This is a genomic window from Pseudomonas sp. BJa5 (genome assembly GCF_030272875.2).
Lineage (GTDB): Bacteria > Pseudomonadota > Gammaproteobacteria > Pseudomonadales > Pseudomonadaceae > Aquipseudomonas.
On the sequence record NZ_JALRNG020000012.1, the window covers coordinates 122,591 to 138,151 of the forward strand.

Here is a 15,561-nt window from a genome sequence, read left to right on the forward strand (position 1 = left end):
ATCAACGGGACTGGTTCATGCGCTCGATGACCTGGCGGGTGATGTCGTACTGAGGCTTGACATCAATGACCGCGCCACGCTCGAGAACCAGGTCGTAACCGCCTTTCTTGATCACTTCTTCAACGGCGCCATCCAGCTTCGGCTTCAGTTGCTTGAGCATTTCACGGTCGGCAACGGCCTTGGACTCGTTCAGCTCCTTGGACTGGAACTGGAAGTCACGGGCTTTCTGCTTGTATTCAAGCTCCAGGCGCTCGCGCTCTGGCTGGGCCATCTTGTCGCCACCGGCGCGAATGCGGTCGGCGATGCCCTTGGCGCTGCTCTCCAGGTTCTTCAGCTTGGTCAGCTGCGGACCGAACTTCTTCTCCGCGTCAACCGCGTACTTCTTGGCCGCGTCCGATTCGAGCAGGGCCATCTGATAGTTCAGGACAGCGATTTTCATTTCGGCGAAAGCCGGGGTTGCGACCAGGGCCGCAGCCAGTACTGCCAGTTGGGTCAACTTACGCACGATGCACTCCTACAGAATCCGTTGTCGTTAGCAAGGGGCAGACCTTAGAAGGTCTGGCCCAGAGAGAATTGGAACACCTGGGTATCGGCTTCGTCCGGCTTCTTGACCGGCATGGCCAGGCTGAAGCTCAGCGGGCCCAGCGCGGTAATCCAGGTGACACCCAGGCCAACGGAGCTGGCCAGGCCCGACAGGCCGACCTTCTCGCAATCCGGCTTGGAGCCGCAGTTGGTGTCGAACACGTTACCCACATCCCAGAATACCGAGGTGCGCAGCGAGCGTTGGTCCTTGACGAACGGCAGCGGGAACAGCACCTCCATACCACCCTGGACGAGGACGTTACCACCGAATGGCAGTGGATCCTGGTCCGGGTCAGGGAGAGTACCCGGGTTGTGACCGTCACTCGGGGTACTGCGAGGACCCAGGCTGCTGTCCTTGAAGCCACGAACCGAGTTGAAACCACCCGCGAAGTAGTTCTCGTAGAACGGCAGGCCGGAAGTGCCGCCGAAACCATCACCATAGCCCAGCTCGGTGTGCAGGCGCAGGGTGTAGTCGTTGGTGATCGGCTGGAACAGCTGGCCACGGTAGTCGAGCTTGAAGAACGACAGGTCGCTGCCCGGGGTGGTCGCCTCGAGCACCAGGCTCTGGGAATGACCACGGGTGGCCAGCACGCCCTTGTTCAGGGTCGATTCGGACCAGCCGGCGGAGGCCTTGAAGTTCAGGTACTTGTCGCCCTCTTCGTTGACGAAGTCGAAGATCTCGTCGACGGTGTAGGTACCGGTCTTGATCTCGTCCTGCTGGACGGTCAGGCCGAAGGTCAGGCGCGAGGTTTCGCTGATCGGGTAGCCGACGCTGACACCGGCACCCAGGCTGTCGACCGCATAGCTGGCCACGTCGACATCGAGGTCGTCGTAGTCGGTGGTGCGGTAGAAGGCGTTGTAGCCCAGGCTGACGCCATCGGCAGTCCAGTAGGGGTCCACGAAGCCGAAGTTGTATCGGCTCTGGTATTCGCTGCGGGTCAGGCCGATGGACACCTTGTTACCGGTACCCAGGAAGTTGCTCTGGCTGATCGAACCACCGAGGATCAGACCGGCGCTCTGGGCGAAACCGACGCTGGCGGTGATCGAGCCGGAAGCTTGTTCCTCGACGCTGTAGTTGACGTCGACCTGGTCGTCGGTGCCCGGAACAGGCGGGGTCTCGACGTTGACTTCCTTGAAGAAGCCCAGGCGCTCCAGACGGGTCTTGGACTGGTCGATCAGGTAGGTCGAGGCCCAGCCGCCTTCCATCTGGCGCATTTCGCGGCGCAGCACTTCGTCTTCGGACTTGGTGTTGCCACGGAAGTTGATACGGTTGACGTAGGCACGCTTGCCCGGATCGACCACGAAGGTGATGTCGACGGTATGGTCCTGGTCGTTCGGTTGTGGCACGCCGTTGACGTTGGCGAAGGTGTAGCCTTCGTTACCCAGGCGGCGGGTGATCAGCTCGGAGGTGGTGGTCATCACCTTGCGCGAGAACACCTGGCCGGGTTGCACCAGCATCAGCGACTTGACCTGGTCTTCCGGCACCTTGAGGTCACCGGAGAGCTTCACGTCACGTACGGTGTACTTCTCGCCTTCGTTGACGTTGACAGTGATGTAGACGTGCTTCTTGTCCGGGGTGATCGACACCTGGGTCGAGGCGATGTCCATGTTGATGTAGCCGCGGTCCAGGTAGTAGGAACGCAGGCGCTCCAGGTCACCGGAGAGTTTTTCGCGGGCGTACTTGTCGTCGTTCTTGAAGAACGACAGCCAGTTGGTGGTCTTGAGCTCGAACAGGGCGCTCAGGTCTTCGTCGGGGAAGACGGTGTTGCCGACGATGTTGATGTGCTGGATGGCAGCGACGGTGCCTTCGTTGATCTTGATCTTCAGACCCACGCGGTTGCGCGGTTGCGGCACGACTTCGGTATCGACCTCAGCCGAGTAGCGGCCCTGGGCTACATACTGGCGCTGCAGTTCGTTACGCACGCCTTCGAGGGTCGCGCGCTGGAAAATCTCGCCTTCGGACAGGCCGGACTGTTTCAGGCCTTTCATCAGGTCTTCGGTGCTGATGGCCTTGTTGCCTTCGATTTCGATGCTGGACACCGAAGGACGTTCGACTACGGTAATGATCAGGACGTTGCCGTCACGGCCCAGCTGGATATCCTGGAAGAAACCGGTCTTGAACAGGGCGCGGGTGGAGTCGACCAGGCGACGATCATCGGCCTCGTCGCCGACGTTCAATGGCAATGCACCAAATACGCTGCCGGCGGAGACCCGCTGCAGGCCATTGACACGGATATCGGAGATGGTGAAGGACTCGGCGTGAACTTCAGCGATCATCAGTGCGGCGAGAGCCGCAGTTAGCAGCAGACGTTTCATGAAGTCCTTTCTTATTCCAACTGGCAATAAACGACCCGCCGCAGCACGCGGCAGGTTCGCAATTGAACGAAGCTTTACAGTCGACCCAAATCGTTGATCAGGGCGAGCAACATCACCCCGACTACCAAACTGATACCGATCTGGATCCCCCAACCTTGCACCCGATCCGAAAGCGGACGACCACGCGCCCACTCGATCAGGTAGAACAGCAAATGCCCCCCATCCAGTACAGGAATGGGCAGCAAGTTAAGAACCCCCAGGCTAATGCTCAGGTAGGCGAGGAAATTCAGGAAATCTCCAACACCCGACTGGGCTGAAGCGCCCGCCACTTTAGCAATGGTTATCGGTCCGCTCAAGTTTTTTACCGAGAGCTCGCCGAACAGCATTTTCTTCAAGGATTCGAGGGTCAGGACACTCATGTTCCAGGTCCGCGAAAGCCCCTCGCCAACGGCCTCAAGGGGGCCATAGCTGACTTCCCGAAGCATGGCATCCGGCCACTTCACCGGCTTGACGCCAGCCCCCAGGTAACCGCTGACCGACTTGCCCTCGCCACGACTGGCCAGGGTGACCGGCACCTCCAGGGTGGCGCCATCACGCTCGACCCGCAGGACGATCTTGCTGCCGGCCCGACTGCGCACGTTATCGACCACTTGCTGCCAGTCATCGAGCGCCTTGCCATCGAGAGCGAGCAGGCGATCACCGCTCTTCAACCCTGCTGCCTTGGCCGGCCCCTTGGGGTCCAGCTCGGCCAGTACCGGCGGCAGCGCCGGGCGCCACAGGCGCAAGCCCAGGGAGCGGATCGGATCCGGTTCCTCGGCGCCCTTGAGCCAGTTGTCGAGGGTCAGCACATGGGCGCTGTCGACTGTCGCCCCCTCTTCACGCACATTGATATGCAACTGACCGCTTTCGCCCAGGCGACGGATCAACTGCAGGTTGACCGCAGACCAGCCGCTGGTGGCCTTGCCATCAATCGAAACAATTTCCTGGCCAGCCTTCAGGCCTGCCGCCTCGGCCACACTGCCCGCTTCGACCGCACCGATGACCGGACGTTCCTGCTGGGTCCCGAGCATGGCCAGCACCCAGAAAAACAGGATCGCCAGGAGAAAGTTGGCCACCGGCCCGGCCGCCACGATCGCGATGCGCTGGCGTACCGACTTGCGGTTGAAGGATTGATCGAGCTGGTCGAGCGGCACTTCGCCTTCGCGCTCATCGAGCATCTTGACGTAGCCACCCAGCGGAATGGCCGCCACCACGAACTCGGTGCCGTGGCGGTCGTGCCAGCGCAGCAGCGGCATGCCGAAGCCGACGGAAAAACGCAGGACCTTGACGCCGCAACGCCGGGCCACCCAGAAGTGGCCGAATTCGTGAAAGGTGACCAACACACCCAATGCCACCAGGGTGCCGATAATCATGTAGAGCGCACTCATATCTTTCTCCGAATGACGTTCAGCCCAGCCAGGCGCCCAGCCTCAGCGCCCTTGATGAGTCAACCACTGCCCAGCCAGCTGGCGGGCGCGCTGATCGGCGGCAAACACGGCGTCCAGGGTCGGCACCGCAACGACCGGCTCCTGGTCGAGTACTCGTTCGATCATACTCGCGATCTCGGGGAAGCGGATGCGCCGCTCAAGAAATGCCTGGACGGCCACTTCGTTGGCGGCATTGAGCATCGCCGGCGCACTGTTGCCGGCCTCGGCTGCCTGGCGCGCCAGGCGCAGGCACGGGAAGCGCTGCTCATCGGGGGCCTGGAAGTCCAGGCGTGCCACCGCGAACAGGTCCAGCGGCGCGACACCGGAGTCGATCCGCTCTGGCCAGGCCAGGGCGTTGGCGATCGGCGTGCGCATGTCCGGGTTGCCCAACTGGGCCAGTACCGAACCATCGACGTAGTCGACCAGCGAATGGATCACGCTCTGGGGATGGACCACCACTTCGACCTGGCTCGGACGCGCATCGAACAGCCAGCACGCCTCGATCAGCTCCAGGCCCTTGTTCATCATGCTCGCCGAATCCACCGAAATCTTGCGCCCCATGGACCAGTTGGGGTGGGCACAGGCCTGCTCCGGGCTGACCTCGGCCAGTTCGGCCAGCGGTGTTTCGCGAAACGGCCCGCCAGAGGCGGTGAGCAGGATTCGTCGCACGCCCACCTGGGACAGGCCGCGGGCGTAGTCAGTGGGCAGGCACTGGAAGATCGCATTGTGCTCGCTGTCGATCGGCAGCAGCACCGCACCGCTGCGCTGCACCGCCTGCATGAACAGCGCGCCGGACATCACCAGCGCCTCCTTGTTGGCCAGCAATACCTTCTTGCCCGCCTCCACCGCCGCCAGGGTCGGGCGCAAGCCGGCCGCACCGACGATCGCCGCCATCACGGCATCGACCTCGGTGGCAGCCGCTACCTGGCACAGGCCTTCCTCGCCTTCGAGCACCTCGGTGGCCGAACCGGCCGCCGCCAGCCCGGCACGCAACTGCTGCGCAGCCGCTGCCGAGGGCACCACGGCAAATACCGGGGCATGCCGCAGGCACAGGGCGAGCAGTTCCTCGATCCGCGAATAGCCACTCAGGGCGAACACCTGGTAACGCTGCGGATGCCTGGCAATCACATCCAGGGTGCTCAAGCCGATGGAGCCGGTGGCACCCAGTACGGTAATACGTTGCACGCTGCTCACATCACGCCCCAGTTGGCTGCCCACAGCAGCACGGCAAACAGCGGAATGGCAGCGGTCAGGCTGTCGATGCGATCCAGCACGCCGCCGTGACCCGGCAGCAGGTTGCTGCTGTCCTTGATCCCGGAGCGCCGCTTGAACATGCTTTCGGTCAGGTCACCGACCACCGACACCGACACCACCACGGCGGCACCCAGCAGCCCCAGCAGCATCTGGCCGATGCCCCAGTCGCGGTTCAGGCCGACGGCCGCGGTGATCGCCAGGCTCAGCGCCAGGCCTCCGTAGACGCCTTCCCAGCTCTTGCCCGGGCTGACCTGGGGCGCCAGCTTGCGCTTGCCGAAGGCCCGGCCGGAAAAGTAGGCGCCGATATCGGCACCCCAGACCAGCACCATGACCGCCATGATCAGCCAGTTGCCCAGCGGCCAGTGCTTGAGCAGCACCAGGCCCTGCCAGGCCGGCAGCAGGATCAACAGGCCGATCAGCAGGCGGCAGGCCACGCTGGACCACAACTCGCTGCTGCGCGGATAGGTCAGCACCAACCAGGTCGCCAGGCCCCACCACAACACCGAAGCCCCCAGCACCCAGGGCGCCAGGTCCGGCATCAGGTAAAGCAGCATCAGCAACCCGGCCACCACGGCGGCATAGGCAATGCGCACAGGCTGCGCGACCAGGCCCGCCAGGCGCGCCCATTCCCAGGCGCCCAGGGTGACCACCAGGCCGATGAACAGGGCGAAATCACCGCCATCGAGGAGGAAAAAGCCGCCCAGGGCAATCGGCAACAGGATCAGCGCAGTGATGATGCGTTGTTTGAGCATTAAGCACGGGCTCCAGCTTCGACCTGCTCGCTGGTTTTCCCGAAGCGGCGCTGGCGCGAAGCGTAATCGGCCAGCGCATTGCGCATGGCCTCGTGTTTGAAGTCCGGCCAGAACAGGTCGGAGAAGTACAGTTCGGCGTAGGCCAGCTGCCACAACAGGAAGTTGCTGATGCGGTGCTCGCCACCGGTACGGATGCACAGGTCGGGCAGCGGCAGATCGCCTGTGGCCAGGCAAGTCTGCAGCAGCTCGGGGGTGATGTCGTCCGGACGCAGGTGACCGGCCTGAACCTCGCGCGCCAGGCGCTGGGCGGCCTGGGCGATATCCCACTGACCGCCGTAGTTGGCGGCGATCTGCAGGATGAAGCGGTTACTGCCTGCGGTCAGCGCTTCGGCCTCGCGCATGGCGGCCTGCAGCTCGGGATGGAAGCGCGAGCGATCGCCGATGATCCGCAGGCTGATGTTGTTGTCGTTGAGGCGCTTGGCTTCCCGGCGCAAGGCCGAGAAGAACAGCTCCATCAACGCACCGACCTCGTCGGCCGGTCGTTGCCAGTTTTCGCTGGAGAAGGCGAACAGGGTCAAGACTTCGACCTTGGCCTCGGCGCACACCTCAATGACTGCGCGCACCGCATCCACGCCGGCCTTGTGCCCGGCAACACCGGGCAACAGGCGCTTCTTCGCCCAGCGATTATTCCCGTCCATGATGATCGCGACATGGCGCGGCACCGACGGGGACACACCCTGCTTGGTCTTTTCCATTGAAAAAAGTCCCGACCCTTAAACGGCCATCAGGTCCTTTTCTTTTGCTTCGAGCGCCTTGTCGACCTCAGCCACGAACTTGTCGGTCAGCTTCTGCAGCTCGTCGGCGGCGCGACGCTCTTCGTCTTCGCTGATTTCCTTGTCCTTGGACAGTTTCTTCAGGTCGGCCAGGGCATCACGGCGAACGTTGCGCACGGCAACCTTGGCGTCTTCGGCAACACCGCGGGCCTGCTTGGTGTAACCCTTGCGGGTTTCCTCGGTCAGGGCAGGCATCGGCACGCGAATGGTGGTACCGGCGCTGCTCGGATTCAGACCCAGGTCGGAGGTCAGGATGGCCTTCTCGATGGCGGCACTGAGGTTCTTGTCGTGCGCGACGATCTTCAGGGTACGGGCGTCCTCGACGCTGACCGCAGCGACCTGGTTCAGCGGCATGTCGCTACCCCAGGCAGGGACCTTGACGCTGTCCAGGATGCTCGGGTGAGCGCGACCGGTACGGATCGAAGCCAGGTTGCGACCCAGCGCCTCGATGGACTTGGTCATGCGCTCCTGGGCGTCTTTCTTGATTTCGTTGATCATTCTTCGCCTTCCTCGATCAGAGTTCCTTCAGCGCCGCCCACTACGATGTTCAGCAAAGCGCCAGGCTTGTTCATGTTGAATACCCGCAATGGCATCTTGTGGTCACGGCACAAGCAGATTGCGGTCAGGTCCATCACACCGAGTTTGCGGTCCAGTACTTCATCGTACGTCAGACGGTCGAACTTCTCAGCATGCGGATCCTTGAATGGGTCGGCAGTGTACACGCCATCGACCTTGGTCGCCTTCAGCACCACATCGGCATCGATTTCGATGGCGCGCAGGCAGGCTGCGGAGTCGGTGGTGAAGAACGGGTTGCCGGTACCGGCAGAGAAAATTACCACATCACCGGAATTCAGGTGACGGATGCCTTTGCGGCGGTCGTAGTGATCGGTCACACCGACCATGGAAATCGCCGACATGACGATTGCCGGGATATTCGAGCGCTCCAGGGCGTCGCGCATGGCCAGGGCGTTCATTACGGTGGCCAGCATACCCATGTGGTCGCCAGTGACGCGATCCATGCCGGCAGCGCTCAGGGCGGCGCCACGGAACAGGTTACCACCACCGATCACCAGGCCAACCTGGACGCCGATGCCGACCAGCTGGCCAACTTCCAGGGCCATGCGATCCAGGACTTTCGGGTCGATCCCGAACTCTTCCGAGCCCATCAGGGCCTCGCCGCTAAGTTTGAGCAAAATGCGTTTATAGCGAGGTTGACGACCACTCACCTGCTGAGCCATTGCGAATCTCTCCTGCGGCGTTTGTAAAAAATTCTGTGCGGGCTGTTTGCAGCCTGCAAACTGTAGCGTGGCACTGCTTCAGTGCCAGCGGAAGCGATTGGATAAACCCCTTCCGGTTTGACAAAGAGGCTGCGCGCGTGAGCGGGCAGCCTCTTCGGGGCGACAGACGAGTCCGTCTTACTGCTTGGCGGCAGCTACCTGGGCAGCAACTTCTTCAGCGAAGTTGTCAACCGGCTTCTCGATGCCTTCGCCGACTTTGAAGTAGGTGAAGGAAACGATTTCAGCGCCGGCTTTCTTGGCCAGTTCGCCAACCTTGACTTCCGGGTTCATGACGAAAGCTTGCTCGACCAGGCTGGCTTCGGCCAGGAACTTCGAGATACGGCCTTTGACCATGTTCTCGACGATGTTCTCAGGCTTGCCTTTGATCTTCTCTTCGTTCAGCTGCAGGAAGACGCCCTTCTCGCGCTCGATCGCTTCGGCCGAAACTTCCGACGGCAGCAGGAACTCTGGGTTCGAAGCTGCAACGTGCATGGCGATGTTCTTGGCCAGTTCGACGTCGCCGCCCTTGAGGACGACAGCGGCACCGATCTTGTTGCCGTGCAGGTAGGCGCCGACAACGTCGCCTTCTACGCGCACCAGGCGACGGATGTTGACGTTTTCGCCGCACTTGGCGACCAGGGCTTCACGAGCGGCTTCACGGGAAGCGATCAGCGGAGCAGCGTCGGTCAGTTTTTCGGCGAAAGCTTGTTCGATGCTTTCAGCAACGAAGTTTTTGAAGTCGTCTTGCAGGGCCAGGAAGTCGGTCTGCGAGTTCACTTCCAGCAGAACGGCGGATTTACCGTCGGTCTTGACAGCGATAGCGCCTTCAGCGGCAACGTTGCCTGCTTTTTTAGCGGCCTTGATGGCGCCCGAAGCACGCATGTCGTCAATGGCTTTCTCGATGTCGCCGCCGGCCTTTTCCAGGGCCTTTTTGCAATCCATCATGCCTTCGCCGGTACGCTCACGCAGTTCTTTGACCAGCGCTGCAGTAATTGCTGCCATTTCAAATTCCTCTTGGATAGGTTTTCAACCATTCCACCCGATACTTGACGGGCGTTCAATTCTGTAAATCCATTGCCAGCAGTCAGGCAGTCACCAGTTTGCAACGCGATGCTGACAAGTGGATTTCAAGGTGGCAAAAAGGGGGCCTAGCCCCCTTTTTGCGTGCCAAGTAGACGCCAGGCGTCAATTACTCAGCAGCTGGTGCAGCTTCTTCAGCGTAAACTTCGGTGCCGCCGGCAACGTTGTTGCGACCACGGATGACAGCGTCAGCCATCGAACCCATGTACAGCTCGATTGCGCGAATGGCGTCATCGTTGCCTGGGATGATGTAGTCAACGCCTTCCGGGCTGCTGTTGGTATCGACAACGCCGATAACCGGGATGCCCAGCTTGTTGGCTTCGGTGATAGCGATGCGCTCGTGATCAACGTCGATCACGAACAGGGCATCAGGCAGGCCGCCCATGTCCTTGATGCCACCCAGGCTGCGATCCAGTTTTTCCAGATCACGGGAGCGCATCAGGGCTTCTTTCTTGGTCAGCTTGGCGAAAGTGCCGTCTTCGGCCTGGGTTTCCAGGTCGCGCAGACGCTTGATCGAAGCGCGGATGGTCTTGTAGTTGGTCAGCATGCCGCCCAACCAGCGGTGATCGACGTACGGCGAGCCGCAACGTGCTGCTTGTTCAGCAACGATCTTGCCAGCGGAACGCTTGGTGCCGACGAACAGAATCTTGTTTTTGCCCTGGGCCAGACGCTCGACGAACGACAGCGCGTCGTTGAACATTGGCAGAGTTTTTTCAAGGTTGATGATGTGAATCTTGTTGCGCGCGCCGAAAATGTACTTGCCCATTTTCGGGTTCCAGTAACGGGTTTGGTGACCGAAGTGCACACCGGCCTTCAGCATATCGCGCATGTTGACTTGGGACATGATAGTTCCTTGATAAGTCGGGTTGGGCCTCCACGTATCCCAATGACCAACCGCGGATCCGAGGATCCAGGGCACCCAGGTCATCGTGTCGACACGTGTGTGGGTTAAGGCTTCCGGGGCTATCCCCGTAAAGCGGCGCATTTTATATCACAGAAGCCGGGCAAACGGAACCGGAATCGGCATCACCCGTCACCGCCTTTTGCACCGGCGCCGCAATCGCGCCAGAATGCCCCTATATAAAGGCTGTATCGCTGCCATAGCCGCCCGGGCGGGCCTGGCTCTGGTAGAATCCGGCCTTTCCCCAGTTTATTTGCGCACCCGAGCGCCGTAGAGAGCCTGCAATGACCGTAACCATCAAAACCGCCGAAGACATCGAAAAGATGCGCGTCGCCGGCCGCCTGGCCGCCGAAGTCCTGGAGATGATCGAGGAGCACGTCAAGCCCGGCGTCACCACCGAAGAGCTCGACCGCCTGTGCCACGACTACATCGTCAATGTCCAGAAGGCGATCCCGGCACCGCTCAACTACAAGGGTTTCCCCAAGTCGATCTGCACCTCGGTCAACCACGTGGTGTGCCACGGCATCCCGGGCGACAAGCCGCTCAAGGACGGTGACACCCTGAACATCGACGTGACCGTCATCAAGGACGGCTACCACGGCGACACCAGCCGCATGTTCCATGTCGGCACCGTACCGGTATGGGCCGAGCGCCTGTCCCAGGTCACCCAGGAATGCATGTACAAGGCCATCGAGCTGGTCAAGCCGGGCTGCCGCCTGGGCGATATCGGCGAAGTGATCCAGAAGCATGCGGAAAAGAACGGCTTCTCGGTGGTTCGCGAGTTCTGTGGCCACGGCATCGGCAAGGTCTTCCACGAAGAACCGCAGATCCTCCACTACGGCCGCGCCGGCACCGGCATGGAGCTCAAGGAAGGCATGACCTTCACCATCGAGCCGATGATCAACCAGGGCCGCGCCGACACCAAGGTGCTGGGCGACGGCTGGACCGCCATCACCAAGGACCGCAAGCTCTCGGCCCAGTGGGAACATACCCTGGTGGTAACCGCTACCGGCTACGAGATCTTCACCCTGCGTAAAGACGACACCATTCCCCGCACGTCGGCCTGATTCAAACAGGAAGTGACTCGATGCCCCAGGTGGATCCCGAGCTGTTCGACCGCGGCCAGTTCCAGGCGGAACTGGCCCTCAAGGCCAGCCCTATCGCGGCCTTCAAGAAAGCCATCCGCCAGGCCGGCGAGGTGCTCGACAAGCGTTTTCGCGACGGACGCGAGATCCGCCGGCTGATCGAGGACCGCGCCTGGTTCGTCGATAACATCCTGCAACAGGCCTGGAACCAGTTCGACTGGAGCGACGAGGCCGACATCGCCCTGGTGGCGGTCGGCGGCTATGGGCGCGGCGAGCTGCACCCCTACTCCGACATCGACCTGCTGATCCTGCTCGACAGCGCCGACCATGAGGTGTTTCGCGACTCCATCGAGCGCTTCCTGACCCTGCTCTGGGACATCGGCCTGGAAGTGGGCCAGAGCGTGCGCTCGGTGGACGAATGCGCCGAGCAGGCCCGCGCCGACCTGACGGTGGTCACCAACCTGATGGAAAGCCGCACCATTGCCGGCCCCGAGCGCCTGCGCCAGCGCATGCTGGACGTCACCAGCACCGCGCACATGTGGCCCAGCAAGGAGTTCTTCCTGGCCAAGCGTGCCGAGCTCAAGGCCCGGCACCACAAGTACAACGACACCGAATACAACCTCGAACCCAACGTCAAGGGTTCGCCCGGCGGCTTGCGCGACATCCAGACCGTGCTGTGGATCGCCCGGCGCCAGTACGGCACCCTGAACCTGCACGCACTGGCCGGCGAAGGCTTTCTGCTGGAAAGCGAGAACGCCCTGCTGGCTTCCTCCCAGGAATTCCTCTGGAAGGTCCGCTACGCCCTGCACATGCTCGCCGGTCGTGCCGAAGACCGCCTGCTGTTCGATCACCAGCGCAGCATTGCCGCCCTGCTCGGCTTTGTCGATGACAACCCCAAGCGTGCCATCGAACAGTTCATGCAGCAGTACTACCGGGTGGTGATGAGCATCGCCGAACTGAGCGACCTGATCATCCAGCACTTCGAGGAGGTGATCCTCGACGACGACAGCGGCAACACCCAGCCGCTCAATGCCCGTTTCCGCCTTCACGACGGCTATATCGAAGCGGTGCGCCCGAACGTGTTCAAGCGCACCCCGTTCGCCATGCTGGAAATCTTCGTGCTGATGGCCCAGCACCCCGAGATCAAGGGGGTTCGTGCCGACACCATTCGCCTGCTGAGCGAGTACCGGCACCTGATCGACGACGATTTTCGCAACGATATCCGCAACACCAGCCTGTTCATCGAGCTGTTCAAGTGCGAGATCGGCATCCACCGCAACCTGCGGCGCATGAACCGCTACGGCATTCTCGGCCGCTACCTGCCGGAGTTCGGCCTGATCGTGGGGCAGATGCAGCACGACCTGTTCCATATCTATACGGTCGATGCCCACACCCTCAACCTGATCAAGCACCTGCGCAAGCTGCAGTACACCCCGGTTTCGGAGAAATTCCCGCTGGCCAGCAAGCTCATGGGCCGCCTGCCAAAGCCTGAGCTGATCTACCTGGCCGGGCTGTTCCACGACATCGGCAAGGGCCGCAAGGGCGACCACTCGGAGCTTGGCGCAGTGGATGCCCAGGCATTCTGCCTGCGCCACCAGTTGCCGGCCTGGGACAGCCGCCTGATCGTCTGGCTGGTGCAGCATCACCTGGTGATGTCGACCACCGCCCAGCGCAAGGACCTCTCCGACCCGCAGGTGATCCACGACTTCGCCCAGCTGATGGGCGACGAAACCCACCTGGACTACCTCTACGTGCTGACCGTGGCCGACATCAACGCCACCAACCCCAGCCTGTGGAACTCCTGGCGCGCCAGCCTGCTGCGCCAGCTCTACACCGAGACCAAGCGTGCCCTGCGCCGCGGCCTTGAGAACCCGCTGGACCGCGAGGAACAGATCCGCCAGACCCAGAACGCGGCCCTGGACATCCTGATCCGCGAAGGCACCGACCCGGACGACGTCGAGCAGCTCTGGTCGCAGCTGGGCGATGACTATTTCCTGCGCCACACCGCCGCCGACGTGGCCTGGCACAGCGATGCGATCCTCCAGCAGCCGGCCGACGGCGGCCCGCTGGTGCTGATCAAGGAAACCACCCAGCGCGAGTTCGAGGGCGGTACGCAGATCTTCATCTACGCCCCGGACCAGCACGACTTCTTCGCCGTGACCGTGGCGGCCATGGACCAGCTCAACCTGAACATCCATGACGCGCGCATCATCACCTCCAGCAGCCAGTTCACCCTCGACACCTACATCGTGCTCGACAACGACGGCGACTCGATCGGCGACAATCCGCAGCGGATCAAACAGATCCGTGACGGCCTGAGCGACGCCCTGCGCAATCCCGATGATTACCCGACCATCATCAAGCGCCGGGTACCGCGCCAGCTCAAGCACTTCACCTTTGCCCCGCAGGTGACCATCCACACCGATGCCCAGCGGCAAGTGACCATCCTCGAACTCAGCGCCCCCGACCGCCCCGGCCTGCTGGCGCGGATCGGCAAGATCTTCCTGGAGTTCGACCTGTCGCTGCAAAATGCCAAGATTGCTACCCTCGGCGAACGGGTCGAAGACGTGTTCTTCATTACCGACGCCGACAACCAGCCACTGTCCGACCCACAGCTGTGCAGTCGCCTGCAGGATGCCATTGTCGAGCAACTACGCGTCGACCAGGCCACCGCCGTACCGATTTCCCGCCTGACCATTTAATGTTTGACGAGACCCAGCGCCGATGAACACCGATTTGCTCCAGCTTCAGCCCTACCCGTTCGAGAAACTGCGCGCACTGCTGGGTGGCGTCCAGCCGCCTGCGGACAAACGCGCCATTGCCCTGTCGATCGGTGAGCCCAAGCATGAATCGCCGGCGTTCGTCGCCCAGTCCCTGGCCGACAACCTGCAGCAGATGGCCGTGTACCCGACCACCGTCGGCCTGCCGGCCCTGCGCCAGGCCATCACCCGCTGGTGCGAACGTCGTTTCGGCGTGCCCAGCGGCTGGCTGGACGCCGACAAGCACGTACTGCCGGTCAACGGCACCCGTGAAGCGCTGTTCGCCTTCACCCAGGCCGTGGTCAAGCGCGACGCCGACGGCCTGGTGATCAGCCCCAACCCGTTCTACCAGATCTACGAGGGCGCAGCCCTGCTGGCCGGCGCCACTCCGCACTACCTGCCGTGCCTGGACAGCAACGGCTTCAACCCGGACTTCGATGCGGTCTCGGCCGAAACCTGGAAGCGCTGCCAGATCCTGTTCATCTGCTCCCCGGGCAACCCCACCGGCGCCCTGGTGCCGATGGACACCCTGAAAAAGCTCATCGCCCTGGCCGACGAGCACGACTTCGTGATCGCCGCCGACGAGTGCTACAGCGAACTCTACTTCGACGAACAGAGCCCGCCGCCAGGCCTGCTCAGCGCCTGCGTGGAGCTGGGCCGCAGCGACTTCAAGCGTTGCGTGGTGTTCCACAGCCTGTCCAAGCGTTCCAACCTGCCGGGCCTGCGCTCGGGCTTCGTCGCCGGTGACGCCGAGATCATCAAGCCGTTTTTGCTGTACCGCACCTACCATGGCTGCGCCATGCCGGTGCAGACCCAGCTGGCCAGCATTGCCGCCTGGAACGACGAAGAACACGTGCTGGCCAACCGTGACCTGTACCGTGAGAAGTTCGATGCCGTGCTGGAGATCCTCGCCCCGGTACTCGATGTGCAGCGTCCGGACGGCGGTTTCTACCTGTGGGCCAAAGTGCCTGGCGACGATGCCGAGTTCTGCCGCAACCTGTTCGCCACCCAGCACGTGACTGTGGTGCCAGGCTCCTACCTGTCCCGTGAGGTGGATGGCGTCAACCCGGGTGCCGGCCGGGTGCGCATGGCGCTGGTTGCGCCACTGGCCGAATGCGTGGAAGCGGCGCAGCGGATTCGCGCGTTCCTGCAGGGTTGATCGCTTCGTGGGGGGAGCCCCCCCCCCCCCGCGCCGGGGTGGCCCCCCAAAAAGGCCCCCCAGGGACAGGAACGGCCCCCCCAAAAACACCGAAAAA

General features: G+C 62.3%; 13 protein-coding genes. 3 read left to right on the forward strand and 10 right to left on the reverse strand.

Translation table 11 applies throughout. The annotated features are described in order from the left end of the window. Nucleotide 1: 1 nt before the first annotated feature. From M2D63_RS09660 to rpsB, 10 genes are all read right to left on the reverse strand, one after another. Complete coding sequence (locus M2D63_RS09660; RefSeq protein WP_285862649.1) at nt 2-505, reverse strand: OmpH family outer membrane protein; 504 nt, start codon at nt 503-505, stop codon at nt 2-4. A 44-nt stretch (nt 506-549) separates the two neighbouring features. Further along, a complete protein-coding gene (gene bamA, locus M2D63_RS09665) occupies nt 550-2,898 on the reverse strand; it encodes an outer membrane protein assembly factor BamA (protein WP_285862650.1) in 2,349 nt (782 codons plus the stop codon). A gap of 74 nt (nt 2,899-2,972) precedes the next feature. Further along, nucleotides 2,973-4,325, reverse strand: coding sequence for an RIP metalloprotease RseP (gene rseP / locus M2D63_RS09670; protein WP_285862651.1), 1,353 nt, complete (start codon nt 4,323-4,325; stop codon nt 2,973-2,975). A gap of 42 nt (nt 4,326-4,367) precedes the next feature. Then, the gene (gene ispC, locus M2D63_RS09675; protein ID WP_285862652.1) at nt 4,368-5,558 is read right to left on the reverse strand and encodes a 1-deoxy-D-xylulose-5-phosphate reductoisomerase; all 1,191 of its coding nucleotides are present in this window, start codon (nt 5,556-5,558) and stop codon (nt 4,368-4,370) included. Continuing rightward, nucleotides 5,555-6,370 (reverse strand): phosphatidate cytidylyltransferase, encoded by an 816-nt coding sequence (locus M2D63_RS09680; RefSeq protein ID WP_285862653.1) that lies wholly within the window; start codon nt 6,368-6,370, stop codon nt 5,555-5,557. The genes ispC and M2D63_RS09680 overlap by 4 nt, the downstream gene beginning before the upstream one ends. Then, on the reverse strand, nt 6,370-7,125 hold the full coding sequence (gene uppS / locus M2D63_RS09685; protein WP_285862654.1) for a polyprenyl diphosphate synthase: 756 nt from the start codon (nt 7,123-7,125) through the stop codon (nt 6,370-6,372). Before uppS ends, M2D63_RS09680 begins: the two co-directional genes overlap by 1 nt. Before the next feature lie 18 nt (nt 7,126-7,143). Then, on the reverse strand, nt 7,144-7,701 hold the full coding sequence (gene frr, locus M2D63_RS09690; RefSeq protein ID WP_285862655.1) for a ribosome recycling factor: 558 nt from the start codon (nt 7,699-7,701) through the stop codon (nt 7,144-7,146). Continuing rightward, nucleotides 7,698-8,441 (reverse strand): UMP kinase, encoded by a 744-nt coding sequence (gene pyrH, locus M2D63_RS09695; protein WP_285862656.1) that lies wholly within the window; start codon nt 8,439-8,441, stop codon nt 7,698-7,700. The genes frr and pyrH overlap by 4 nt, the downstream gene beginning before the upstream one ends. Nucleotides 8,442-8,618: 177 nt before the next feature. Then, nucleotides 8,619-9,482: a translation elongation factor Ts gene (gene tsf, locus M2D63_RS09700; RefSeq protein WP_285862657.1), complete on the reverse strand. Its 864-nt coding sequence runs from the start codon at nt 9,480-9,482 to the stop codon at nt 8,619-8,621. A gap of 187 nt (nt 9,483-9,669) precedes the next feature. Then, complete coding sequence (rpsB, locus tag M2D63_RS09705; protein ID WP_285862658.1) at nt 9,670-10,404, reverse strand: 30S ribosomal protein S2; 735 nt, start codon at nt 10,402-10,404, stop codon at nt 9,670-9,672. Between the two features lie 341 nt (nt 10,405-10,745). Between rpsB and map the strand changes: the two genes are divergently transcribed. Genes map through dapC form a run of 3 tightly spaced genes read left to right on the forward strand, consistent with a single transcriptional unit; the run spans nt 10,746 to nt 15,464 of the window. Beyond that, nucleotides 10,746-11,528 carry a type I methionyl aminopeptidase gene (map, locus tag M2D63_RS09710; protein ID WP_285862659.1) on the forward strand — a complete coding sequence of 261 codons (783 nt, stop codon included), beginning with the start codon at nt 10,746-10,748 and terminating at the stop codon, nt 11,526-11,528. 20 nt (nt 11,529-11,548) lie between these two features. Next, on the forward strand, nt 11,549-14,248 hold the full coding sequence (locus M2D63_RS09715) for a [protein-PII] uridylyltransferase (protein WP_285862660.1): 2,700 nt from the start codon (nt 11,549-11,551) through the stop codon (nt 14,246-14,248). 22 nt (nt 14,249-14,270) lie between these two features. Further along, on the forward strand, nt 14,271-15,464 hold the full coding sequence (gene dapC, locus M2D63_RS09720) for a succinyldiaminopimelate transaminase (protein WP_285862661.1): 1,194 nt from the start codon (nt 14,271-14,273) through the stop codon (nt 15,462-15,464). The last annotated feature ends 97 nt before the right edge of the window (nt 15,465-15,561 follow it).